This is a genomic window from Rhodococcus sp. Eu-32 (genome assembly GCF_003336925.1).
Taxonomy (GTDB): domain Bacteria; phylum Actinomycetota; class Actinomycetes; order Mycobacteriales; family Mycobacteriaceae; genus Rhodococcoides; species Rhodococcoides kyotonensis_B.
Map to the genome: position 1 here is coordinate 229,697 of NZ_QGNK01000006.1, position 22,813 is coordinate 252,509.

Here is a 22,813-nt window from a genome sequence, read left to right on the forward strand (position 1 = left end):
CGCAATCACGTCCGTTCGCTTCGCGCTCTCTACGCCCGCGCACACGCCGTCTCCAGCCCGTCCATGCGCGACGAGTTGCTCGTCATCGCACAGCGGAGCGACTTCGCGCGGTAATCGCCACCGCCGCAAGACCCCACAGAACACCGAACACCCAGCCCGCCAGAACATCTGTCGTCCAATGGGCGCCGAGGTAGATCCGCGAGAAGCCGATCGACAAGGATGCGACGGCGGGTAACACCAGCACCACCGGATTCCGACGCCACGACACGGTCGACCGCCACATCAGTGCAGTGACCGTCGTGGCCAGGATCGCCGACATCATCGCGTGCCCCGACGGGAACGAATAGGTGGAGATCTCCACCAGACGTTCGGGTATCGGGGGCCGGTCACGTCCCCACAGCAGCTTGCCGAGGCTCATCGCGCCCCAGCCGGTCAGCATCGCGCCACCGACCATGATCGCGTCGGGCACTCGTTTCGACGCCAGCAGCGCGACACAGACGACGACCGACAGCACGAACATCGACACCGTGTTGCCCAGCGTCGTGATCGCCCAGAAGACGTCCGTCAGCCACGGCACCCGGTGGGCCACCATCCACTGCAGCACGTCACTGTCCACGCGGTCTCCCCCAGCTCTCGTCACAGTGCACGATGCCGTCGTCGGTCACCCACGACGCGACCCGGCGCATCCCTTCGACTGCGCCGGTCACGCGCACGGTCAACTCTCGGTGCACGACGACCTGTCCCGACGGCAGCTCCGATCCCAGCGCCGCGCAGGCAAGTACCGCGTCCGGCTCGCGATCCCACGAACTGACGCGTCCGACGCCGACGACGTCCGCGCGAATCGATTCCGACGCAGTGCGCACGTCCAGGATCGACGCCAGCGTCGCCGCCGATTCCATCGAGGACAGCACCGCGACGTCCGACGTCACGACGCCGACGAACCACGGCCGGTCGACGACCACCGCGTCGGTGGGGTCGATCACGGCCCCGGACATCGCACGCACACGGGGAGGAAGATCGAGATCGTCGAGATCGACGACTCCCGACGACACCGCCTCGGCGACGAGTCGGTGCGCACGCGCGACGACGGCCGGTGTCGGAGTACGCGCCGGATCGGCGAGCCGGTCCAGAATCAGGGACGCGAACTCCGCGCTGTCGCAGACCGAGGGCGCCAGCGCCGACGCCACGTCGTCGGCGTGCGGATGGTCGAGCAGGTCCAGCAGGCCGGCGAATGTCAGATCCGACGGGGCACGGTAGTGGCCGAGCCGATGGCCGTCGATCACAGCGTGCCGACGCAGCCACCACGCGGTGTACCCGCCACGATCGGCGAGAAGGTCGCGTGTGGTCCGCTCCTCGACCAGCTGCGACAGAGCGTCTGGCCAGCGTTCGTCGTCGACGAGGTCGAGGTCGCGGACGGCGATCAGCACATCGGGGTCCTCCCGCAACGACGCCCACCAGGCGCCCTCGTCGGCGAGATCGTGATCCGGTCCGGTCGGCAGGTCCTCGGTGACGACGCCGAAACCCCATCCGACGCCGACCGCCCGCAACGCGTCGGCGCCGAACCTGTCGACCACGGACGTGGCGACGACACCGAACGGCGAGTCGCTCGACAGCAATCGCACCAGCGGCGCGTCCGGGAGCAGTAGTTCGTCGGCGGCGCGCAGTTCACCGTCCGTGTCCTCGATCGGGAGCGAACCGAGCCACGACGGCAACTCCCGCTGCCCGTCGGCCAGCGACAGCACGGTGGCGATGAGTTCGTCGACGGCATCGTCGTCGTCCCAGTCCAGATCGTCGAGCACGACCTGCAGCGCCGGATCGGACAACAACTCCGCGGGCGACGCCTCGGTCGCGCCGAGCCGGGTCAACAGCGGTGCGGCGGCGTCCGGGTGAACGAGCCGAGCCCAGTGCACTCCCCCGACCGCTCGTGCTCCCACCGTGAGAACCGTCGTACGCGGGCCCGTGACGGTGCGGCCGTCGGACAGCGGAACCGGCAGCGCCGCAAGCTCTTCCGCAGCGACGCCGTCGGTGACGAGCGGGGCCAACGCGTCGTACAGGCGGTGCCACCAGAGGGGTTCGTGCGACGTCCCGGACAGCATGTCGGCGAGCCTGGCCAACCCGATTCGATGGACGTCGACGGCCGCGAGGGCGGGGCCGTGCCGCGGGCCGGACACCGACGGGGCCGCGAGATCCGGCATCACCGGCCCGAGCACCTCGGCCAGTTCGTCGGTCGATCCCGGCAACACGACGGCCCGCGACGGAACCAGATCCTCGCCGTCGGCGCCAGGAAGCCAAGGGGTCGAGGCACATTCACGCACGATCCGCTCGCGCAGCACTCCGTCGACCTCACTGCGCGCGAAACCCGGCCTCGGCACGAACGACGGCCGTGATGCAGCAGGAAGCGCTGCGAGCATGCGGCCGTAGCCGTCGGCGATCCGTTCGACGGGAGTGCCGGGCAGCGTGCGTCTGCGGTCCGGTTGCATCGCGACGTCGGCAATCACGATGGCGGGCAACGACAATTCCTCGTCGGACCGCGTCGGAGCGCGCAGAACGTCGGCGTCGACAGGCACCGGGACGCCGTCGCTCATGGGCACCACCCAGCGCGCGTGGTCGGTGCGGAACTGCCACCAGGTTCGGTCGCCGATGGTCAGGTGCGCCGCACCGTTTTCGATATCCGTTGTGCGGCAGTCGAAGTGCGTGTCGTCGATGTCGATCGTCGTCAACGAGTCGAGTTCGAGGAGCAGGTCGACGGCCTCGGCCCGGAACGCGTCGAGCATCGGTGCGGCATCGTGATGCAGCTTCAGAACGATCTCGGACGCAAACCCTTCCGCCGGCGCTTCGTTCGTCGGCCACGCCAATCGGAGCACCGGGATACCCGCGTCCGGGGCCGTCAGACCCGCGTCGATCAGAACCTGCCCGGTCCGTTCGGCACTGAACACGATTCCGCCTGCCGCGGAACGGAATTCGATCTCCGACGCCACGGTACGCACGGCGGTGAAGCCGACTCCGAACCGTCCGACACCCGACGTCTTCGCCGACGCACGCAGCGCCGTCAACGCATGCACACCCTCGATGTCGAGAGGGGCACCCGTATTGGCCACGTGCAACGCGTCGCCGACGCACCACACCTTCACATGCCCGGGAACCCCCGCTCGGTCCGCCGCGTCGGCAGCGTTCTGCGCCAGCTCGGTCAGCAGACGATCGCGATATCCCGCGCGAACCAGATCCGCCTCGGTCGCCGCATCCTCTCGCAGCCGGGTCGGCGACGACGTCCACGCCGAGACGACCCCGGCCCGCAGAGCTTCGGTGTCGAAAGGATCGTTCAGGTGGTCGATTGCGGATCCTGGATCGGCTGCTCGTCCTGCGACGCCTCCGCCGCTTCCGTCTCCTGCGGCGCTTCCATCTCCTGCGCCGGTTCCGGTTCCTGCACCGGTTGCGGTTCCTGAGGTGTCACGTCGAGCACGGCGTCGTCGTACGGCTCGAACTGCGGCGAGCCTGCGCCGGTGCGCAACTCGGTGTCCGAGTGCGCGCCGCATCCGTACTCGGCGTGGACGACGCGTCCGTCGGCGGCGAACTCGTTGCCGCACACACCGAACGCGGCGGAGAGCGACCCGGCGATCGGAAGATAGAAGCCGCACAGACCGCACGTCGACGGTGCGGCCTTCGCCATCTCGCTGCCCGGACCGAATTCGCCGTCGTGCCACCGCTCGGCCGCGTCGAGACGTCCTTCACGGCTCGGCACCTGCGTCCGTCCGAGGCCGAGCTCGTATGCGACGTCGTCGACCTGCGGGTCACCCGTCGCGACGTAGCCGGGAACGAGCCGCGGATCCTGCACGCGAGGGGGAAGGAGATCGCCGGGACCGAGATCGCCGGGGCGAATGCGCTCGTCCCACGGCAGCCACTCGGGCGCGACGAGAGCATCAGGGCCGGGCAGCAGAACGAGCTCGCTGATGGTCGCGGTGTCCGCGCCCTCGGGTGCCGCGACGACGACGGCCCACTGCCATCCGCGGTAGCCGGGCAGGTCGCTCACGAAGCGATGGGTGGCGGAACTCTCGTCCTCGGCCGTCACGCCGAGATACTCACCGATACCGCCTTCGCCCAGGTCGACGACCGCCTGCCGCGCCAGATCCACGGCGTCGGCCAACACGGGGCGAACCGGTTCACGCTGGGTTGTCCGATCGCGCACGGCTTCGTCGCGGTCCGAATGGTCGAGTTCTGGAGACGATACGAAACTCACGTCGTTCATTTTGCCGCATCACGTCGAATGCGCCCAGTTCGGGCCTGCCATGATGGGCGGATGACCGTCCCCTTCCGGGCCGTGCCGGGTCTGCTCGCCGCGGCGGTTCTGCTGATCGGATGCTCCGGAGCCACGGACGAGCCGGACGCCACCGCCACGACGTCGACCGTGACGGTCGTCCAGACGCGGGAGCACGATCGGACGGCGTTCACCCAGGGCCTCGAAGTGTCCGGCGGCGAACTGTACGAGGGCACCGGCCGCAACGGGTCGTCGTACGTGCGGGTCTCGTCCCTCGAGACGGGCGAGGAACTGCGACGCGTCGACCTGTCGTCGAACTATTTCGGCGAGGGGCTCACCGTCGCCGGAGACTCCCTCTGGCAGATCACGTGGCGCGACGGCGTCGCGTTCGAGCGCGATCCCGTCACGCTGCAGGAGCGTCGGCAGGTGGTCTACGACGGCGAGGGCTGGGGCCTGTGCGACGACGGTGACCGACTGATCATGAGCGACGGCTCGTCGACACTCACGTTCCGCGATCCCGCGTCGTTCGACGAGACGGGGTCGGTCCAGGTGACCGTGAACGGCGAGCAGCTGAGCAACCTGAACGAACTCGAATGCTCCGACGACGGTTCCGTCTATGCCAATCTCTGGCAGAGCGACGACATCGCCCGGATCGACCCCGACTCCGGGCGCGTCACCGAGATGATCGACGCGTCGCCGCTCTGGAATTCGATGACCTCCGACGAGCGTGCGGGTGCCGACGTGCTCAACGGAATCGCGCAGATTCCCGGCACCGACAGGTTTCTCGTCACGGGGAAGCTCTGGCCGACGATGTTCGAGGTGCAGTTCACACCCCAGCCGTGAGTCGGTGTCTTCGCCGCGTCGATTTTTAGGACAGAATTGATCCCGTGACCGATCCCCGCCACTCCGATACCCCTCCGGGTGAGGATCACCCGGGATTCGACAACTACCGACCTGCGCCGCGTCAGGCCAGCAGGCGCACTCCGCTGCCTCCACTGCATCCCCCGACGCCTCCTCCCGGTAAGGGGTCGGGCCCGAAACCGCCGCCGATGCCGCGCAAGCTGACGGTCACCCGCGTCGCCGCGATGCGTAGTCGCGAGCTGACGGGCAAGGGCATCGGCGCGTTCCAGCGAGCCGCCAAGGCCGACGGCGCCGACAAGTCCGGACTGACGGCTCTGACGTACGCGACGATGGCGAACTTCGCGTCCGACGCAGCCCTCGCCGTCGCGCTCGCGAACACGTTGTTCTTCTCGGCCGCGACGGGCGAGGACAAGACGAAGGTCGCGCTGTATCTGCTCATCACGATCGCGCCGTTCGCCGTCATCGCCCCGCTCATCGGCCCGATGCTCGACCGACTTCAGCACGGCCGACGCATCGCGCTGGCCACGTCGTTCGTGCTGCGCGCGACGCTGGCGGTGGTCCTGGTGTTCAACTTCGACAGTTGGGTGCTGTACCCGGCGGCGCTCGGCATGCTCGTACTCAGCAAATCGTTCGCGGTGCTCAAGAGTGCCGTGACCCCGAGGGTGCTGCCACCGGAGATCGACCTCGTCCGCGTCAACTCGCGGCTCACCGTGTTCGGTCTGATCGGCGGCACGATCGTCGCAGGCGGTGTCGCGGCCGTGATCGCGTGGCTCGCCGGGTCGTCGGGCGCGCTGTGGTTCGTCGCCGCCATCACGATCTTCGGCGCGTACCTGAGCATGCGGATCCCGTCGTGGGTCGAGGTCACCGAGGGCGAGGTCCCCGCGACACTGAGCTACCACGGCGACGACGCCGTCACCGAGGTCATCCGACGCGAGAAGCAGACGGCTGCTGCCCCGAAGAACCGTCGTCAGCCGTTGGGCAAAGCCGTCATCGTCGGATTGTGGGGCAACGGCACGATCCGAATCCTGACCGGGTTCCTCACGCTGTACGTCGCGTTCGTCGCCAAATCGCAGACCGAACACGAACCGATCAAGCAGGCCGCGATGCTCGGACTCGTCGGCGCGGGCGCAGCGATCGGAAACTTCGCCGGCAACGCCGCGGGCGCGCGCATCAAGCTCGGCAGGCCCGCGATCGTCGTCCTGCGCTGCGCCGCCGCCGTGACGGCATTCGCGATCATCGCAGCCATCACCGACAGTCTGCTGACCGCTGCGCTCGCGGCTCTCGTCGCCTCCTGCGCCAGCGCCCTCGCGAAGGTCTCCCTCGACGCGTCGCTGCAATCCGATCTGCCGCCCGAATCCATCGCATCCGGATTCGGGCGTTCGGAGACCGTTCTGCAGCTCTGCTGGGTTCTCGGCGGAACGTTGGGCGTGCTGCTGCCGACCGAATACTGGCTGGGTTTCACCGTCGTCTCGGTATTACTTACGATCGGACTCGCGCAGACTTTCCTCACCTACCGAGGAAAGTCGCTGCTGCCCGGGCTCGGCGGAAACCGTCCCGAGCACGCCGAGCAGACCTTTCCCGACGCCGCCACCCGACAGAACGTGAGCTAAGTGAACCTCGCACCGAAAACCAAGAAGATCCTGGCAATCGGGGCGGCCGCTGCCGTCGTCGTGCTCGTCGCCTTCGTCGGGGTGTTGGCGCTCCTCGTCCGGGACGCACCCTCCGGGCGACCGAGCATCACAGCTTTCGCCGACGGCCGGACCATCGACGTCCAGCCCTACCTGTACTGCCCCGTAGACCAGCCTTTGTGCGGCAGTGACGGCGAGAGCGTCACTCTGCCGGTACGCGAGGGACGTCCGCTCCAGCTGTCGCTACCGAGCGAGATCGCGTCGGCGCCGTGGATTCTCGCCGCCGTGTACTCCGACGAGTCGGGAAGCGACGCCGTCGAAACCGACACCCTGTACCTCCCCGACTCGACCTCGGCGGTGACGGTCCCGCCGGTCGACGACCAGGGTCGTGCGCTGCTGGGCGTCGAGGTCCGACTGCCGTCCGGCGTCATCGACACCGACACCCAGCAGGAAGAGATCGTCAGTCACGCGATCTGGTCGATCGCGACGGCCTGAGCGGAGATCGTTTCTTGCTCAGCTGTCCAGTTCCCGGGCCACCGCGCGCACGACCTCGGAGATCTTCTGCGCGGTCTTGCGGTCCGGGTACTTACCCTTGCGCAGCTCCGGCTGAATGGTTGCCTCGAGCAACGTGATCATGTCCTCGACCATGCCGTGCAACTGGTCCGGAGTGTGTTTCCGCTCCACTGGCTCACGCCGGTTCGCGCTGTTCTGCCGCACCGACGGGGCAGGTTCGAGCACCTTCAGGCTGAGCGCCTGAGGACCGCGTCGACCGGCAGCCATGCCGAACTCGACCTTCTGGCCCGCCTTGAGGCCCTCGACGCCGGGAGGAAGCGCAGACGAACGAACGTAGACGTCCTCTCCCTCTTCCTGCGAGAGAAAGCCGAAACCCTTGTCGACGTCGTACCACTTCACCTTGCCGGTCGGCACTGCGCTCACCCGTCCATTCGCTCGAAGTACTTCCACACAACAGTCGCGCCCCACATACGAACGTAGGACGCGAATACTGCAGTCTACAGCGGAGGGCATCTGCGAGGCATCTGCGTTTTCGTTCGCAGCCCAGCCGCTAAGTTGGTGACGTGCCCGATTCGCGCCCCCACCGCAACACACTGCTTCGCGTCGCACTGACGATCTTCGCCGTCGGCCTGCTGGCGATCGTGGCCATCTTTCTCGTTCCCGCGATCACGAACGAGGAACCGCCACTGTGGCTTTATCTGACTGCAATGCTCGCGTCGCCCCTCGGCTTCGTTCTGGCGCTAGTGTTTGCGCTGATGTCCGGTAGACGTGCGAGGTAGAGGGGCCGACAAGTGCGAGTGATCCTGAACGTCATCTGGCTGATCTTCGGCGGACTCTGGCTGGCACTCGGCTATTTCGCGGCGGGCATCGTCTGCTGCATTCTCATCATCACCATTCCGTTCGGCATCGCGTCGTTCCGCGTGGGCGTCTATGCGCTGTGGCCGTTCGGCAAGACCGTCGTCGAGAAACCGACCGCCGGAGTCGCGTCGTTGATCGGCAACGTGATCTGGGTGATCGTCGCCGGCATCTGGCTCGCGATCGGTCACATCGTCACGGCGGTCGCGATGGCGATCACGATCATCGGGATTCCACTCGCCATCGCGAACCTGAAGATGATCCCGATCTCTCTGATGCCACTCGGCAAGGACATCGTCGACGCCTGATCACTTCAGCCCCTCCTGCCCCATTCCGGCTGGATGTGACTTCTGTCACATAACAGCGGCATAACGGAAGGGCAACGAGCGGGCGACGCCGACGCATCACCGCCGCTAGCTGGGAGTTCGCCGGCCCCGCTTTCCGTTATCCGAACGACTGTGGCCGCGGCCCCCGAAATCGACAGTTACCAAATGGTGACACTCCGCCGGAACTTCAGTACGGTCATCAGCGGCTGAGAAACTTCGGCCGAATCCGTACCCGCAGCGCCCAACCTCGTCCCGCGGAAACGGAACCCTCGACGAACTACCCAGGGGACGAGGACGGGGGACCCACACGTCCTCTCGGATAACCGGAAAGCGTTGCCCGGCAACGATTTCCTTGGGGTGAAGCCCGACAGTTCCTCCGGAACGGTTGGGCCGGGCTACCTCTCAGCCCGAACCCGACAGCTGACCTCGCAGGCGCCAGTGGAGAGGATTTCAATTCGTATGAGCGGACGTCATCGCAAGCCGACCACCACCGGCCGCACGGTTGCCAAGGTCGCCGTCACCGGCGCCATCATGGGCACCGCGGGTATCGCCTTCTCGGGCACCGCGAACGCGGCCCCCGACTCGGACTGGGATCGCCTCGCACAGTGCGAAGCAGGCGGTAACTGGGCCATCAACACCGGCAACGGTTTCCAGGGCGGCCTGCAGTTCTCTCCGAGCACCTGGACGTCGCACGGCGGCGGACAGTATGCAGCGTCGGCCAACCAGGCCACCCGTGAAGAGCAGATCGCCGTCGCCGAGAAGGTCCTCGCATCGCAGGGTTGGGGCGCATGGCCCTCCTGCTCGTCGAGCCTCGGACTGAGCAGCGCGCCCACCGAGCGCAGCGTTCCTGCCTCGCCGCAGTCCGCTCCCGAAGCCCCGAAGCTTCCGGACCTCACCAGCATCCCGACGGTCGACGGCACCGCCGAGGTCATCGACGGCATCACGACCGCCGTGCAGACCATCACCAACGATCCGCAGATCACGTCCTTCATCCAGGACGCGACCAAGGGCATCCAGCTCGACCCGCAGATCGTCGAGTTCTACCAGGCCAACAAGGCATTCCTGCCTCAGTAAGCGCCGCACGTACGCGAAAGGCCCCCGAGATTCTCGGGGGCCTTTCGCGTATCTGTTCTTCTAACGGTTGACGACGGTCACCGGGTGCGCGTACGGCAGCTGCTCCACCGGCAACGGGAACTCCGTCTCCTCGCCGAACGGGGACAGGCCTCCCGATCGGGAGGACGAGAGCTCGGTCACCGCGTGATCGCCACGAGCGGTTTCGGGCCAGCCTGGATCGACATAGGGCTTCTTCGACTTGTTCACCATGCGCCCATTTTGACACCTGCGACGCGCCGTACACCAGCCCAGGTCTCTAATCTGTAAAGCAATGACCGATACAGCAGTGGCTTCGGACCTCGCGGCGTGGCTGAGATCCCGTACCGACACCGAGCTCGTCACCACCCTGACGCTGCGGCCGGACCTGACCGTGCCGCCGCCGTCGACCATCGGGGTGCTCGCCGGGCGTGCCGAACAGCGAGCCTCGATCCTGCGCGCCGCGGACACGCTGGACACTCTCACGCTGACGATTCTCGAGATGCTCGCCATCGAAGGCGCGCACGAAATGCCGGTCACGCGGGCCCAGCTCGACGCGATCATCGCCAAACGAGCCACGGGCAAGGCCGTCGACCGCGCACTCACGTCGTTGCGCGACCGTGCACTCGTCTGGGGCACGACGTCGCTGCGCATGGTTCCTGCCGCTCGTGACGCCGTGCCCTGGCGCGTCGGCCGCATTCTCGACGCCACCGAGCAGCTCACCGCCGAGCAGATCACCGCAGCGCTCGCCGAGCTGGACGACAGCGAACGTAGCCTGCTCGAGACGCTGGCAAGGTCGTCGCCCACCGGCAGGACGAGGGACGCAGCACCCGACACTCCCCCCGATCGGCCGGTGCAGAAACTCCTGCGCGCAGGTCTGCTGATCTGGCTCGACGAGCAGACCGTCGAACTGCCGCACCAGGTCGGACAGACGCTGCGCGGCGAACCCGTCTCCGATCCGACGTCGCTGACACCCCCCAAGCCCGCGACCAGCAAATTGACCGCGGCCGACGTCAACGCCGCTGCGGCAGGCGAGGCACTCGAACTGATTCGGCACTGCGGGGCCGTCGTGCAGGCGTTGTCCGACACCCCGGCTCCGGCACTGAAGGCCGGTGGCCTCGGTGTCCGCGAGATCAAACGCATCGCTAAAGTCACCGGGCTCGACGACACCCGCGTCGGACTGCTCGTCGAATTGCTCGCGGCCGCGTCGCTCATCTCGAGCGGCACCCCGGACCCGCTGCCACCGAACGATTCCGGTGAGGACTACTGGGCACCGACGTCGGCCGTCGACGCATGGACGAACGGCACGACCGCCGCCAAGTGGCACACGCTCGCGTCGGCGTGGCTCGATCTGCAGCGCGCGCCGTGGCTGATCGGGATGCGTGATCCCAACGACAAGCCTGTCGCTGCATTGTCCGACGAAGTGCGCTCCCCCGCCGCACCGCGTGACCGGCGGACCATCCTCGAGTACCTGGCCGACCTGGGAACGGGTGTGGCAGCGGGTGAGATCGACATCTCGCGTGGACTGGCGTGGCGTCGTCCCCGGTCGGCGGCCCGGTTCTCACCGCGGCCGGTCTCCCGCATGCTCGCCGAGGCGACGGCACTGAGCATCGTCGCGCGCGGGGCACTGTCGACACCCGGCAAGGCGCTGCTGCACGGCGGCGACGCGGAAGCGGAGATGCGCGACGCGCTCCCCACCCCGATCGACTACGTGCTGGTGCAGGCCGACCTCACCCTCGTCGCGCCCGGACCGCTCGAACCGGAGTTGTCGGACCGCATCGACCTCGTCGCCGACGTCGAATCCGCAGGTGCCGCGACGATGTACCGCATCACCGACGACAGCCTGCGCCGCGCACTCGACGTCGGAATGTCCGCATCCGAACTGCACTCGCTCTTCGAGGTGCACTCGCGCACGCCGGTGCCGCAGGGCCTGACCTACCTGATCGACGACGTCGCCCGCAGGCACGGGCGGTTGCGCGCGGGTGTGGCGTCGTCGTTCGTGCGGTGCGAGGACCCGGCGCTGCTGGCCGAGGTGCTGAAGTCGCCTGCATCCGAGCAGTTGGCGCTCCGCGGACTTGCCCCGACGGTGGCGATCTCGCAGGCGCCGCTGGCCGAGGTCCTGGCCGTGCTGTCCGCGGCCGGGTTCGCGCCTGCCGGTGAGGACGCCAGCGGCGCCATCGTCGACCTGCGTACCCACGGCGCCCGCGTGCCCGCGCGTCGGCACCGTCCGACGTACCGGAACCAGGCGGTCCCGACCGAGGAACAACTCGGACGGCTCGTCACCGAGCTGCGCGCCGGGGAGCGGGCAGCATCGGCGGGCGGCAAGACCGTTCGCTCCGACGGCACCCGCGCGACCGGGTCCGCGACGATGGCCCTGCTGCAGACGGCCGTCAAGGTGCGTCGCAGCGTGTCCATCGGGTACGTCGACGCCCAAGGTGTCGCGTCGCAACGCGTCGTGGACCCGGTGAGCGTCGGCGGCGGGCAGCTCGACGCGTTCGACCCGGCAACCGGGGTCGTCCGGCGATTCACTCTGCACCGCATCACGTCGGTGGCGCTCGTGGAATGAGGCGGCTGCGCCGCACGTGCGCGCGAATGTACAGCCGGCTATACATTCGCGCGCACGTGCGCCGACGGCGCCTCGTGTGGACAATGGAAGAATTGCGCACTTTCCGTAGGAGGAATCGGTGACCGACGGACCCCTCATCGTCCAGTCCGACAAGACGCTGTTGCTCGAGATCGACCACCCGCAGGCAGGCGAAGCCCGCGGCGCCATCGCGCCGTTCGCGGAGCTCGAACGCGCGCCCGAGCACGTCCACACGTATCGCATCACGCCCCTCGCGCTGTGGAACGCGCGCGCCGCCGGTCACGACGCCGAACAGGTCGTCGACGCACTGGTCAACTACTCGCGCTACGCGGTCCCGCAGCCGCTGCTTGTCGACATCGTCGACACGATGGCCCGCTACGGCCGTCTGCAGCTGGTCAAGAACCCGGCCCACGGGCTGTCGCTCGTCAGCCTCGACCGTGCCGTGCTGACCGAGGTCATGCGTCACAAGAAGATCGCGCCCATGCTCGGCGCCAAGGTCGACGACGACACCGTCATCGTCCACCCGAGCGAGCGCGGTCACCTCAAGCAGATGCTGCTGAAGATCGGCTGGCCCGCCGAGGACCTCGCCGGGTACGTCGACGGCGAAGCGCACCCGATCGATCTCGACCAGGAAGGCGGCCACTGGTCGCTGCGCGACTACCAGGAGATGGCGGCCGACTCGTTCTGGGCGGGCGGCAGTGGCGTCGTCGTGCTCCCCTGTGGCGCGGGCAAGACGATGGTCGGCGCTGCCGCGATGGCCAAGGCGAAGGCGACGACGCTCATCCTCGTCACCAATACCGTCGCCGGCAGGCAGTGGAAGCGCGAGCTGATCGCGCGCACGTCGCTGACCGAGGACGAGATCGGGGAATACTCGGGCGAGCGCAAGGAGATCCGCCCGGTCACGATCGCGACGTACCAGGTGATCACGCGTCGTACCAAGGGTGAATACAAGCACCTGGAGTTGTTCGACTCCCGCGACTGGGGCCTGGTCATCTACGACGAGGTCCATCTGCTGCCCGCACCGGTCTTCCGTATGACGGCCGACCTGCAGTCGCGTCGACGCCTCGGGCTCACCGCGACGCTCGTGCGTGAGGACGGCCGCGAGGGCGACGTCTTCTCGCTCATCGGCCCCAAGCGGTACGACGCACCGTGGAAGGACATCGAGGCGCAGGGCTGGATCGCGCCCGCCGAGTGCATCGAGGTCCGTGTCACGCTGACGGACGCCGAGCGTATGGCCTACGCCGTCGCCGAGCCGGAAGAGCGCTACAAGCTGTGCTCGACGGCCCACACCAAGATCGCCGTCGTGAAGTCGATTCTCGCCAAACACGAGGACGCACCCACGTTGGTGATCGGCGCCTATCTCGACCAGCTCGAGGAGCTCGGTGAGGCGCTGAACGCGCCGGTGATCCAGGGGTCGACGAGAAACAAGGAACGAGAGCAGCTGTTCGACGCGTTCCGCCGCGGTGAGATCCAGACGTTGGTGGTCAGCAAGGTGGCCAACTTCTCGATCGATCTACCGGAAGCGTCTGTGGCAGTGCAGGTTTCGGGCACGTTCGGATCGCGCCAGGAAGAGGCGCAGCGCCTCGGACGACTGCTGCGACCGAAACACGACGGCGGACAGGCGCACTTCTACTCCGTCGTCTCCCGGGACACGCTCGACGCGGAGTACGCCGCACACCGCCAGCGTTTCCTGGCCGAGCAGGGGTACGCCTACCGCATCACGGACGCCGACGACATGCTCGGTCCCGCGATCTGACAGACGTGCTAATAATGGGCGTGTGCGCCAATTCCAGTTTCCTGTCGACGTAGCCCACGCCAAGTCGGTGAACGAGACGATGGCCGACGTACGCAGGCTTCGCGTGTCGGCCATCGTGACCGCGGTGGTGCTGATCGGCGCCGGAATCTGGTTCTTCTGGTTGGCACATCCGTGGTCGTACATCCTCGGCGCGGTGTTCTTGATCACGGCCGCGACGTCGCTGTGGGTCACGGTCTGGGCCCCGCGCAAGGTCGGCACCGTCGAGGACCTCTACGCGAAGGGCGGCCTCGTGCCGGCGGTCATCGCGGAGAAGCGGGCGCGCGGTGTGACGTTGCTGGCGCTCGTCGACATCGCGAAACCCGACGCGGACACGCGTCATTTCGCACTGGTCACCCGCAGCATTCGAACACTTCCCGGCCACGAATTGGTGGAAGGCGAACTGGTTCCGTCCATTTCGGTGCTCGCCGACCGCAACAAGAACACGATCGGCGACACCTGGCAGATGGTGTCCCCCATGCCGATCGCATGGGGAACCACCGACAAGACGATCATCGCGCGCGCGACGGCCGAGATCTCCGACGAGGAATGGGCCTTGCTCGTCGCGAACATCGGTCTGTCGGCGAAGGTGCGTGAGGCCGACAACCAGCAGTTGCTCGTCGACCCGCACGACCTTCCCGACGACCTCTGATCAGCTCAGTGCTGGAATGACCTCGCGCTCGAAGAGTTCGATGCCGGAGCGGTCGTAGGCCGCTTCGGGGAAGTAGAAGATGCCGTAGCCGAGGCCCTTCTCCTTCAACGCGGTGAGGTTCTCGACGATCTGCTCGGGCGTTCCGACGCCGGGCAATCCGCGGAACGCGCCGAGGGCAGCGTCCGCCTTCTCCGCACCCACGTGCTTGGCAAGACGCTCCTCGAGCTGCTTCAGCCGATCCTGCACCTCGGCCTCGCTGGAACCGATCGCGACGTTGTAGTTGGCCGAGCGAACGATGGCGTCGAAGTCGCGGCCGAGTGTGCGGCAGTGGCCTTCGAGCAGCTCGGACTTGCGAGTGAATCCTTCGAGGGTGCCGTCGAAGTTGGTGTAGTTCGCGTACTTCGCCGCGATCTTCAGCGTCACCTTCTCGCCGCCGCCTGCAATCCACAGCGGAATTCCGCCGTCCTGCAACGGCTTCGGCCATACACGCGCGCCGTCGACCTGGTAGTACGTACCGTCGAGCGTCGCCGAGCCCGTCTCCCATGCCTGCTTGAAGATCTGCACACCCTCGTCGAGCGCCCCGAGGCGATCACCCGCCTTCGGGAAGCCGTACCCGTACGCACGCCACTCGTGCTCGTACCACCCTGCGCCGATTCCCATCTCGACGCGTCCACCGGACACGAGATCCACGGTAGCGGCGACCTTTGCGAGGTAAGCAGGGTTGCGGTAGGCCATGGCGGTGCACATCTGACCGAGCCGGATACGCGACGTCGACGCCGCGAACGCGGACATCAGTGTCCACGCCTCGTGCGTCGCCTCCTCGGTGGGCTCGGGGACCGTGTGGAAGTGGTCGTAGACCCACAGCGACTCCCACGGGCCGGAGTCGGCAGCCGTCGCCAGGGTGCGCATCACCTCCCACTGGTCCGAAGGATCGATGTCGACGAGATCGAGTCGCCAGCCTTGAGGAACGAACAGTCCGAATCGCATGCTTCGAATCGTACCGAGCAGCTCGGTAATAGACTGCTCGTCCATGAGCACCAGCTCGCTCGTCGAACGCTTTCAGACGCATCGAAACCACCTGTTGGCGGTCGGCTACCGCGTGACCGGGAGCGTCGTCGACGCCGAGGACGCGGTGCAGGAGAGCTGGATCAGGTTGTCCTCGGCCGAATCGGACTCCATCGACGATCTTCGTGCCTGGCTCACCACCGTCGTCGGCCGTATCTGTCTCGATCGACTGAAGTCGGCCGCATCTCGACGCGAAAGCTATGTCGGACAATGGCTTCCGGAACCGATCGTGTCTACTGCGAGCGCACCTGGCGACGACCCTCTCGACGTCGTCGTCAGAACGGAGGACACGCGGCTCGCGGCCCTCGTCGTGCTCGACACGCTCTCGCCCGCGCAGCGCGTCGCGTTCGTCCTGCACGACGGCTTCTCCGTCCCGTTCGACGCCATCGCGTCGGTTCTGGACGTGACACCGGCCGCTGCCCGGCAGTTGGCGTCGCGCGCCCGCAAGCAGGTCGACCACGCGCCGGTCCCCGTCCCCGACGCCGAGCACAACATCGCTGTCACCCGATTCATGACGGCCTTGGCGACGGGCGACCTCGATCGCGTCGTCGCTGCGCTGCATCCGGACTGTCGCACGATCGGCGACAGCGGCGGCACGACGCGGACCGCGGTGCAGATCGTGCACGGCCCCGACAAGTGTGCGCGCTTCTTCCTCGGTCTGATCGCGAAGTACGGCCCCGAGACACTGCTGTCAATGGTTCCGGCGTCGGTCAACGGTCAGCTCGGGTACTACTCGCACGGTGTGTCCGGCGAGCGCGGATTCCCGGCCAGAGCAGGCGGATTCACGGTCCGGGACGGTCTGGTGTGGGCGTCGTACGACTTCGCGAATCCGGCAAAGCTCAAAGGTGTGACTCGGTCGCTTCCTTCCACGGAACCCGACACGCGTCCCCCGAGCCGAAACCCTGCTCGGTGATGCCGAGCGAGCTGTTGATCCGCGCCCTCATGTTCTCGAGGCCGATCTGATAGGTCAGTTCGACGACTCCTGCCCGGCCGAAGCGTCGTTCCAGATCGGCCACCATCTCGTCCGTGACGTCGATCGGCGTCGACGTCATCGCGTCGGCATAGGCGATCGCAGCACGTTCGTCGTCGGTGTACTTCGACGACGTCTCGTACTCGCCGATCTCGCGTAGACGGTCGACGTCGAGACCGTCGAGACGCTGGATCATGACGCCGAAGTCGACGCACCACGAACATCCGATCGTCCATGCGGTGCGATAGACGGCCAGCTCGCGCACGCTCACCGGAAGCGTCGTCGACGCCTTGTCGGCGGCCAGTTCGCTGACGGCAGATGCGAAGAACAGTTTCGGATGGTGCGCGAACACCGCGAACGGCTCGGGAACCTCGCCGAACATCCGTGCCGCAGCCTTGTACGTCAGCCGCACCGGCAGCGACGCGTCCTGTGGGGTGACGGGTGGAATTCTGGTCATGACTTCTCCTGTGGGTGGTTGCTGCTTACATGACCTCGGACGAGTCGGGCGACGAAAATGTGACGCCGGATGGGCCGGGAGTGGAGCCTGAAGGAACGACCCGGATGGGCCGGGAGTGGAGCCTGCAGGAACGACCCGGATAAGCTGCTGTGATGAGCGCGGAGCATTCGAGCCGGACCGTCGAACGCCTACGCCCGTTCGGATCCACGATTTTCGCCGAGATGACGGCGCTGGCTCTCGAGAAGAACGCCGTCAATCTCGGCCAGGGTTTTCCCGATACCGACGGGCCCGCGTCGATGCTGGCGACGGCGGAACGGGCGATCGCCGACGGCTTGAATCAGTACTCGCCCGGTCCTGGGCTGCCGGTTCTGCGTGAGGCGATCGCGGCGGACCGGAAGCGGCGCTTGGACGTCGACTACGACCCGGCGAGCGAGGTGCTCGTGACGGTCGGCGCGACGGAGGGCATCGCCGCGACCGTTCTGGGTCTGGTGGAGCCGGGCGAGGAGGTGGTGCTGATCGAGCCGTACTACGACTCGTACGCTGCAGCCGTGGCTCTCGCCGGGGCTCGCCGGACGACCGTGCCGCTTGTTGCCGACGGGAGCGGCTTCGCACTGGATCTGGATGCGCTCGAGCGTGCGATCGGACCGGACACGAAACTGCTGATCGTCAACACTCCGCACAACCCGACCGGGACCGTGCTGAGCCACGAGGAACTGACGCGGATCGCCGAAATCGCCTGTGAGCACGATATTCTCGTGCTGACCGACGAGGTGTACGAACGGTTGACGTTCGACGGACACAGCCACCTACCCCTTGCGTCGCTGCCCGGAATGTTCGAGCGCACCGTCACTGTGTCGAGCGCGGCGAAGACTTTCAACGCCACGGGGTGGAAGACGGGTTGGGCACTCGGTCCGCGGGTGCTGATCGACGCGGTGCGCGCCGCCAAGCAGTTCTTGACCTTCGTCGGCGGCACACCGTTCCAACCTGCGGTGGCGCACGCGCTGAACCACGAATCCGCGTGGGTGGAGAACCTGCGCGTCGACCTGCAGTCGAAGCGTGACGTGTTGTCGTCGGCGTTGACCAAAGCCGGCTTCGACGTGAAGTCCAGTAGCGGAACGTATTTCGTCTGCGCCGACGTCGCCGGAATCGGAGAGACCGACGCCATCGCGTTCTGCCGCACGCTCCCCGATCGGATCGGCGTCGCCGCCGTACCCGTGTCGGCGTTCGTCGATCATCCGGAACCGTGGAAGACGTTGGTGCGCTTCGCCTTCTGCAAGAAGGACGAGGTTCTCGCTGAGGCAGCCGACAGACTGCTGAACCTGTGACCCGATGAGCGCCCGCACAATCCCGGCCGGCTTCGTCGCCAAAGCCGTGTCGCTGGCCGAGAGCGGGGGCGTCGACCTCGCCTATCCGATGTCGATCGCAGGCATCGGGCACGACACGCTCGACGACCCGAACGGCAGGCTGACCGCCGAACAGGTCACCTTGTTCACGCAGGCGGCATGGCAGATCACGGACGACGAATTGTTCGGACTGGCCAGTACTCCGATGCGCCGCGGCAGTTTTCGCGTCATCTGCCTGACGCTCATCCACTGTCCCGACCTGTCGACGGCTCTCGTACGCATGGCCGAGACGACGCGTGTGCTCTCGGGCATGCCGCCCATGGGAATCACCCGAGGCGAGACGTCGACGCGGCTCACGATTCCCCCGGCGGACAACAGCCACCTCCCGGTAGCGGCCAGGGCCGCTGCGGGCCAACTGCTCACCGACTTCCGCATGGTGCTCGTCCATCGCTTCGCAGCCTGGCTCATCGGTGGACGTGTGAAGCTCCATGCCGTCGAATTGCCGTACGAGATGAGCGATCCGGCGACCGGCAAGTTGTACGACCGTATGTTCGGCACCCGCGTGACGTTCGGCGCGCCCGCCGCGGCGCTCGAATTCGACAACTCTGCGATGCGAGCACCGATCGTCCAGACCGAAGAAACGCTGGCGGAGTACCTTCGCGAATCACCGACCCTGCTGTTCACGGCTCGTGACTACGACAGCACCGCGTCGTCGCAGGTCCGCAGGGCCCTCGAGCTCGGATTGCACGGGCAGGCCCCGGGGACGGACGACATCGCGGAGATGCTGTCCGTCAGCACCGCGCATCTCCGACGCCTCCTGCGGCAGGAAGGCACGTCGGTCAACCAAATTCGCGAGGAAGTTCTGCGCGACGCGGCGGTGTCGGGCCTGAGCCGTGGTGACTCCGTCGACGACATCTCGAGCAGGCTCGGCTTCTCCGAGCCGTCGGCGTTCCGTCGCGCGTTCAAACGATGGACGGGCCAGACACCCGGTTCGTACCGCTAGGTCAAGCAGAACTCGTTGCCCTCGGGATCGGCCATCGTGATCCAGTCGAACGGCCCCTGCGAACCACGATGGAGAATCCGCGCGCCCCGTGCGCCGAGCTTCTTCGCGACGGCTTCGCGGTCGTCACCGACGCGCACGTCGAGGTGCTGGCGATTCTTGACCGTCTTGGGCTCCGGAACGGATTGGAACAGTATCCGCGGACCGTTGGGGTTGTCGGGGTTCGCGATGGCGGCCCCGATCTTCCACACCAGGTTTCCCTCGAAGACGACGGTGTCCTCCTCGCGGGCGTGCCCCTTCTCAACCAAACCTCGAACGAAGTTCCCGTCGGTGGGCTCGACCTGCCACCCCAGCGTTTCCGCCCACCATTTCGCCTGCTCATGAGGCTGCGCGCAATCGATCGTGACCTGTACGTCGTATGCCATGCGGATACCATAGACAACCGATCGGACACATGCGCCGAGTTTTCACTGGAACATACGTTCGAATCGCGCTAGGGTGGCCGACATGAGCGTGGAACTGCAGGGCTCACTGTTCACCGACACCGACTCCGATTTCGGCCCACTCGGGTCGTCGGTGACCCGGCGAACACTGACCCGCGGCGCCTGGGTCGACGTCCGTCCCGGGTGGGCCGGTTCCATCGACCTGTTCGACAGGCTGGTCGCCGGGGTCGACTGGCGGGCCGAACGACGCCAGATGTACGACCGGGTGGTCGACGTTCCCAGGCTCGTGCGCTTCTACGGCGAGCACGAACGCTGGCCGGATCCTGCGTTGACCGAGGCGAAGAGTGCGCTGGACGCGCAGTACCGCAGCGAACTCGGCGAACCGTTCGCGACCGCCGGATTGTGTTACTACCGAGACGGATCCGACAGCGTCGCCTGGCACGGGGACGACATCGGCCGTAGCGCCACCGAGGACACGATGGTCGCCATCCTCTCCCTCGGCGCGACGCGGCAGTTGATGCTGCGGCCCCGCGGCGGCGGCACGTCGCTGAAATTCACTCTCGGACACGGTGATCTGATCGTCATGGGCGGCTCGTGCCAACGCACGTGGGAGCACGCGGTACCCAAGAGCACCCGCGCGACCGGCCCACGCGTCAGCGTGCAGTTCCGGCCGCGCGGGGTGCGCTGAACTAGCCGCGCCTGCGCGTCACTGCGTCGGCGAGAGCGTCCAATTGTGCTGCCGTGGTGTCCCAGTCGAGGCACGCGTCGGTGATGGACTGTCCGTACGTCAGTTCCTCCTTGTGCCCGAGCGTCAGATCCTGACGGCCCGCAACGAGGAAGCTTTCGAGCATGACGCCGACGATGCCGTGCTCGCCCTCGCCGAGGCGGCGCGCGACGTCGGTGACCACGTCGACCTGCTTGTTGTGATCCTTGCGGCTGTTGCCGTGGCTGGCGTCGATGACGACACGCTCCGGCAGGTTCGACTTGCGCAGGCGAGTGACGGTCTCGGCGACCGATTCCGCGTCGTAGTTCGGTCCGTCGGTTCCGCCGCGCAGGATGACGTGGCAGTCCGGGTTACCCGTCGTGCGGATCAACGCGGCCTGGCCGTCGAGGTCGGTTCCCGGGAAGACGTGGCTCGACGCGGCCGCGCGGGTTCCGTCGACCGCGACCTGGATGTCGCCCTCCGTGGAGTTCTTGATGCCGACCGGCATCGACAGCGCGCTGCAGAGCTGGCGGTGCACCTGGCTCGCGGCGGTGCGGGCACCGATGGCGCCGTAGCTGACCAGGTCCGCGATGTACTGCGGCGTGATCGGGTCGAGGAATTCGCAGCCCACGGGAAGTCCGAGCGCCGAGATGTCCACCAGAAGCTGACGGCCGACGCGCAGACCCTCGTTGATGTCGAACGAACCGTCGAGGTGCGGGTCGTTGATGAGGCCCTTCCAGCCCAGCGTCGTACGCGGCTTCTCGAAGTAGACCCGCATGACGATGTGCAGGCGGTCGCCGAGCTCGGTGGCCTTCTCCGCCAGCCTGCGGGCGTAGTCCATCGCGGCCGTGGTGTCGTGCACCGAGCACGGTCCGACGACGACGATCAGCCGGTCGTCGCGGCCGTCGAGGATGTCGACGACGCCGTCGCGACCACGGCGAACCGTCGCCGACACCGCGTCGTCCGCTGCATGTTCGCGGCGCAACAACGACGGCGCGACCAATGGGCTGATGCTGATGGTCCGCTGTTCGTCGAGGTCGGTACCAGCGGGGGTGATGTCGATAGTCATGAGAAATCTTTCTGTTTCTCAGACCGACTCTCGGGGAGCTCCACGCACACGTCGAGCCGGTCTGCATCCGGCTCGTGGGGTGGGAATCTCAGCGCATGGCGTCGCTGGCTGACCCACCCGGGGCCGGCCTGCTAAACCAAAAATATGCGCGCTGCATGGAACAGACCGTAGCACGACCCCCGTCGGCTTCCGTCGACAGCCGCGTCACGGGGGCTTTCGGGGCATCCGATGTCGTGCGCGCGAATGTGTAGCCGGCTATGCATTCGCGCGCACGGGTGCGCAGCCGCATATAGGTTGCGCACAACATAAACGTGCACTACCGTTCAGGACGTGACCAACGAACTCGCACTCGATCGCCAGGTGTGCTTCGCGTTGTACTCCGCATCGCGGGCTACCACCGCGGTGTATCGCCCGATGCTCGAGCGCATGGGCGTCACCTATCCGCAGTACCTCGTGCTGCTGGTGCTGTGGGAGAAGGACGGCCGAGGCGTCCGTGAGATCTGCACCGAACTCGATCTCGACACCGGCACACTCTCACCGCTGCTCAAGCGGCTCGAAGCTCTCGGATTCGTCGAACGGCGACGCCTCACCACGGACGAGCGTCGCGTCGAGATCCATCTGACGGAGTCCGGCCGCGCCTTGCGTGCCCACGCCGTCGACATCCCCAAACAGCTCGCAGGCAAGACGGGTATGACCGTCGCCGACCTCGAACATCTCCGAGACGCGCTGGTCAAGCTGACCGACGCGCTTCACGACACGGAAGGGTAACCACCGAAGATGAAGACCATCTACACCGCAGAAGCTCTGGCCACCGGTGAAGGCCGCAACGGTCACGCACGCACCTCCGACGGGCGGCTCGACCTCGACCTCGCGATCCCGGAGGCCATGGGTGGCAGCGGCCAGGGCACCAACCCGGAGCAGCTGTTCGCGGCCGGGTACGCGGCGTGCTTCCACTCGGCGCTGCAGTTGGTCGCGCGTCAGGACAAGGCCGACGTCACGGATTCGGCCGTCGGCGCACGCGTCGGCATCGGACCGAACGACGCAGGCGGCTTCCAGCTCGAGGTCACTCTCGAGGTGACGCTGCCGAATCTCGGCCGCGACGAGGCACAGGCGCTGGCCGACAAGGCGCATCAGGTGTGCCCGTACTCCAACGCCACCCGCGGCAACATCGACGTCACCGTCACGGTGACCGAGGACTAGGAGGTATTTCC

The 22,813-nt window shown here is 66.9% G+C and carries 24 protein-coding genes and 1 riboswitch; of the genes, 15 read left to right on the forward strand and 9 right to left on the reverse strand.

Going from position 1 to position 22,813, the window contains the following annotated elements:
* Positions 1-82: 82 nt before the first annotated feature.
* From DK926_RS10015 to DK926_RS10025, 3 genes are read right to left on the reverse strand one after another with little or no spacing between them, the layout of a single operon-like run.
* Positions 83-616, reverse strand: coding sequence for a phosphatase PAP2 family protein (locus DK926_RS10015; protein WP_114330275.1), 534 nt, complete (start codon positions 614-616; stop codon positions 83-85).
* Positions 606-3,323 carry an ATP-binding protein gene (locus tag DK926_RS10020; protein WP_114330322.1) on the reverse strand — a complete coding sequence of 906 codons (2,718 nt, stop codon included), beginning with the start codon at positions 3,321-3,323 and terminating at the stop codon, positions 606-608. Before DK926_RS10020 ends, DK926_RS10015 begins: the two co-directional genes overlap by 11 nt.
* Positions 3,320-4,243: a DUF3027 domain-containing protein gene (locus DK926_RS10025; protein ID WP_114330276.1), complete on the reverse strand. Its 924-nt coding sequence runs from the start codon at positions 4,241-4,243 to the stop codon at positions 3,320-3,322. Before DK926_RS10025 ends, DK926_RS10020 begins: the two co-directional genes overlap by 4 nt.
* 51 nt (positions 4,244-4,294) lie before the next feature.
* On the opposite strand from DK926_RS10025, the gene DK926_RS10030 reads away from it, so the two are divergent.
* From DK926_RS10030 to DK926_RS10040, 3 genes are read left to right on the forward strand one after another with little or no spacing between them, the layout of a single operon-like run.
* The gene (locus tag DK926_RS10030; RefSeq protein WP_114330277.1) at positions 4,295-5,095 is read left to right on the forward strand and encodes a glutaminyl-peptide cyclotransferase; all 801 of its coding nucleotides are present in this window, start codon (positions 4,295-4,297) and stop codon (positions 5,093-5,095) included.
* Between the two features lie 44 nt (positions 5,096-5,139).
* Positions 5,140-6,723 carry an MFS transporter gene (locus tag DK926_RS10035; RefSeq protein ID WP_207890788.1) on the forward strand — a complete coding sequence of 528 codons (1,584 nt, stop codon included), beginning with the start codon at positions 5,140-5,142 and terminating at the stop codon, positions 6,721-6,723.
* Entirely contained in the window at positions 6,724-7,236 is a 513-nt protein-coding gene (locus tag DK926_RS10040; protein WP_114330278.1) for a DUF2771 domain-containing protein, read from the forward strand. It begins immediately after the preceding gene.
* Between the two features lie 18 nt (positions 7,237-7,254).
* Here DK926_RS10040 and DK926_RS10045 read toward each other — a convergent pair whose 3' ends face one another.
* Positions 7,255-7,668: a cold-shock protein gene (locus DK926_RS10045; RefSeq protein WP_068424760.1), complete on the reverse strand. Its 414-nt coding sequence runs from the start codon at positions 7,666-7,668 to the stop codon at positions 7,255-7,257.
* Positions 7,669-7,817: 149 nt separating this feature from the next.
* Here DK926_RS10045 and DK926_RS10050 point away from each other — a divergent pair, with 149 nt between their 5' ends.
* The 3 genes from DK926_RS10050 to DK926_RS10065 all read left to right on the forward strand — a co-directional run bounded on the left by DK926_RS10050 (position 7,818) and on the right by DK926_RS10065 (position 9,509).
* Positions 7,818-8,033, forward strand: coding sequence for a hypothetical protein (locus tag DK926_RS10050; protein WP_068424763.1), 216 nt, complete (start codon positions 7,818-7,820; stop codon positions 8,031-8,033).
* Positions 8,034-8,045: 12 nt separating this feature from the next.
* Positions 8,046-8,417, forward strand: a complete 372-nt coding sequence (locus tag DK926_RS10055; protein ID WP_114330279.1) for a YccF domain-containing protein — start codon at positions 8,046-8,048, stop codon at positions 8,415-8,417.
* A 278-nt stretch (positions 8,418-8,695) separates the two neighbouring features.
* A riboswitch (cyclic di-AMP (ydaO/yuaA leader) is annotated at positions 8,696-8,886 on the forward strand.
* An 8-nt stretch (positions 8,887-8,894) separates the two neighbouring features.
* Positions 8,895-9,509: a transglycosylase family protein gene (locus tag DK926_RS10065; protein WP_068424769.1), complete on the forward strand. Its 615-nt coding sequence runs from the start codon at positions 8,895-8,897 to the stop codon at positions 9,507-9,509.
* Between the two features lie 60 nt (positions 9,510-9,569).
* Here the strand turns inward: DK926_RS10065 and DK926_RS10070 are convergent, their stop codons facing one another.
* Complete coding sequence (locus tag DK926_RS10070) at positions 9,570-9,758, reverse strand: hypothetical protein (protein ID WP_068424772.1); 189 nt, start codon at positions 9,756-9,758, stop codon at positions 9,570-9,572.
* Positions 9,759-9,819: 61 nt separating this feature from the next.
* On the opposite strand from DK926_RS10070, the gene DK926_RS10075 reads away from it, so the two are divergent.
* The 3 genes from DK926_RS10075 to DK926_RS10085 all read left to right on the forward strand — a co-directional run bounded on the left by DK926_RS10075 (position 9,820) and on the right by DK926_RS10085 (position 14,552).
* Positions 9,820-12,090, forward strand: a complete 2,271-nt coding sequence (locus DK926_RS10075; protein WP_114330281.1) for a helicase-associated domain-containing protein — start codon at positions 9,820-9,822, stop codon at positions 12,088-12,090.
* Between the two features lie 118 nt (positions 12,091-12,208).
* Positions 12,209-13,864, forward strand: coding sequence for a DNA repair helicase XPB (locus DK926_RS10080; protein WP_068424777.1), 1,656 nt, complete (start codon positions 12,209-12,211; stop codon positions 13,862-13,864).
* 22 nt (positions 13,865-13,886) lie between these two features.
* Positions 13,887-14,552, forward strand: a complete 666-nt coding sequence (locus DK926_RS10085; protein WP_207890789.1) for a DUF3239 domain-containing protein — start codon at positions 13,887-13,889, stop codon at positions 14,550-14,552.
* Here the strand turns inward: DK926_RS10085 and DK926_RS10090 are convergent, their stop codons facing one another.
* Positions 14,553-15,539, reverse strand: a complete 987-nt coding sequence (locus DK926_RS10090; RefSeq protein ID WP_114330324.1) for an LLM class F420-dependent oxidoreductase — start codon at positions 15,537-15,539, stop codon at positions 14,553-14,555.
* 43 nt (positions 15,540-15,582) lie between these two features.
* Here DK926_RS10090 and DK926_RS10095 point away from each other — a divergent pair, with 43 nt between their 5' ends.
* A complete protein-coding gene (locus tag DK926_RS10095) occupies positions 15,583-16,530 on the forward strand; it encodes a sigma-70 family RNA polymerase sigma factor (RefSeq protein ID WP_114330283.1) in 948 nt (315 codons plus the stop codon).
* On the opposite strand, the gene DK926_RS10100 is transcribed toward DK926_RS10095, so the two are convergent.
* Positions 16,457-17,044, reverse strand: a complete 588-nt coding sequence (locus tag DK926_RS10100) for a carboxymuconolactone decarboxylase family protein (RefSeq protein WP_114330284.1) — start codon at positions 17,042-17,044, stop codon at positions 16,457-16,459. The two genes, DK926_RS10095 and DK926_RS10100, sit on opposite strands and share 74 nt — an antisense overlap.
* A 152-nt stretch (positions 17,045-17,196) precedes the next feature.
* Here DK926_RS10100 and DK926_RS10105 point away from each other — a divergent pair, with 152 nt between their 5' ends.
* Both DK926_RS10105 and DK926_RS10110 read left to right on the forward strand, forming a co-directional pair.
* Positions 17,197-18,369, forward strand: coding sequence for a pyridoxal phosphate-dependent aminotransferase (locus DK926_RS10105; protein ID WP_114330285.1), 1,173 nt, complete (start codon positions 17,197-17,199; stop codon positions 18,367-18,369).
* A 4-nt stretch (positions 18,370-18,373) separates the two neighbouring features.
* Entirely contained in the window at positions 18,374-19,390 is a 1,017-nt protein-coding gene (locus DK926_RS10110) for an AraC family transcriptional regulator (RefSeq protein ID WP_068424789.1), read from the forward strand.
* Here the strand turns inward: DK926_RS10110 and DK926_RS10115 are convergent.
* Complete coding sequence (locus DK926_RS10115) at positions 19,387-19,812, reverse strand: VOC family protein (protein ID WP_114330286.1); 426 nt, start codon at positions 19,810-19,812, stop codon at positions 19,387-19,389. The two genes, DK926_RS10110 and DK926_RS10115, sit on opposite strands and share 4 nt — an antisense overlap.
* An 82-nt stretch (positions 19,813-19,894) precedes the next feature.
* On the opposite strand from DK926_RS10115, the gene DK926_RS10120 reads away from it, so the two are divergent.
* Positions 19,895-20,518, forward strand: a complete 624-nt coding sequence (locus DK926_RS10120; protein ID WP_114330325.1) for an alpha-ketoglutarate-dependent dioxygenase AlkB — start codon at positions 19,895-19,897, stop codon at positions 20,516-20,518.
* A gap of 1 nt (position 20,519) precedes the next feature.
* Here the strand turns inward: DK926_RS10120 and DK926_RS10125 are convergent, their stop codons facing one another.
* On the reverse strand, positions 20,520-21,602 hold the full coding sequence (locus DK926_RS10125) for a 3-deoxy-7-phosphoheptulonate synthase (protein ID WP_114330287.1): 1,083 nt from the start codon (positions 21,600-21,602) through the stop codon (positions 20,520-20,522).
* A gap of 330 nt (positions 21,603-21,932) precedes the next feature.
* On the opposite strand from DK926_RS10125, the gene DK926_RS10130 reads away from it, so the two are divergent.
* Positions 21,933-22,370 carry a MarR family transcriptional regulator gene (locus DK926_RS10130; protein WP_068424803.1) on the forward strand — a complete coding sequence of 146 codons (438 nt, stop codon included), beginning with the start codon at positions 21,933-21,935 and terminating at the stop codon, positions 22,368-22,370.
* Between the two features lie 9 nt (positions 22,371-22,379).
* A complete protein-coding gene (locus DK926_RS10135; protein ID WP_114330288.1) occupies positions 22,380-22,802 on the forward strand; it encodes an organic hydroperoxide resistance protein in 423 nt (140 codons plus the stop codon).
* The last annotated feature ends 11 nt before the right edge of the window (positions 22,803-22,813 follow it).

Excerpts from the sequence above, each read along its gene's own strand:
- DK926_RS10025 (WP_114330276.1), bottom strand. The coding sequence starts at position 4,243 with ATGAACGACGTGAGTTTCGTATCGTCTCCAGAACTCGACCATTCGGAC.
- DK926_RS10095 (WP_114330283.1), top strand. The coding sequence starts at position 15,583 with ATGAGCACCAGCTCGCTCGTCGAACGCTTTCAGACGCATCGAAACCAC.
- DK926_RS10115 (WP_114330286.1), bottom strand. The coding sequence starts at position 19,812 with ATGGCATACGACGTACAGGTCACGATCGATTGCGCGCAGCCTCATGAG.
- DK926_RS10110 (WP_068424789.1), top strand. The coding sequence starts at position 18,374 with ATGAGCGCCCGCACAATCCCGGCCGGCTTCGTCGCCAAAGCCGTGTCG.
- DK926_RS10105 (WP_114330285.1), top strand. The coding sequence starts at position 17,197 with ATGAGCGCGGAGCATTCGAGCCGGACCGTCGAACGCCTACGCCCGTTC.
- DK926_RS10075 (WP_114330281.1), top strand. The coding sequence starts at position 9,820 with ATGACCGATACAGCAGTGGCTTCGGACCTCGCGGCGTGGCTGAGATCC.
- DK926_RS10070 (WP_068424772.1), bottom strand. The coding sequence starts at position 9,758 with ATGGTGAACAAGTCGAAGAAGCCCTATGTCGATCCAGGCTGGCCCGAA.
- DK926_RS10125 (WP_114330287.1), bottom strand. The coding sequence starts at position 21,602 with ATGACTATCGACATCACCCCCGCTGGTACCGACCTCGACGAACAGCGG.
- DK926_RS10100 (WP_114330284.1), bottom strand. The coding sequence starts at position 17,044 with ATGACCAGAATTCCACCCGTCACCCCACAGGACGCGTCGCTGCCGGTG.
- DK926_RS10120 (WP_114330325.1), top strand. The coding sequence starts at position 19,895 with ATGAGCGTGGAACTGCAGGGCTCACTGTTCACCGACACCGACTCCGAT.
- DK926_RS10030 (WP_114330277.1), top strand. The coding sequence starts at position 4,295 with ATGACCGTCCCCTTCCGGGCCGTGCCGGGTCTGCTCGCCGCGGCGGTT.
- DK926_RS10135 (WP_114330288.1), top strand. The coding sequence starts at position 22,380 with ATGAAGACCATCTACACCGCAGAAGCTCTGGCCACCGGTGAAGGCCGC.
- DK926_RS10065 (WP_068424769.1), top strand. The coding sequence starts at position 8,895 with ATGAGCGGACGTCATCGCAAGCCGACCACCACCGGCCGCACGGTTGCC.
- DK926_RS10090 (WP_114330324.1), bottom strand. The coding sequence starts at position 15,539 with ATGCGATTCGGACTGTTCGTTCCTCAAGGCTGGCGACTCGATCTCGTC.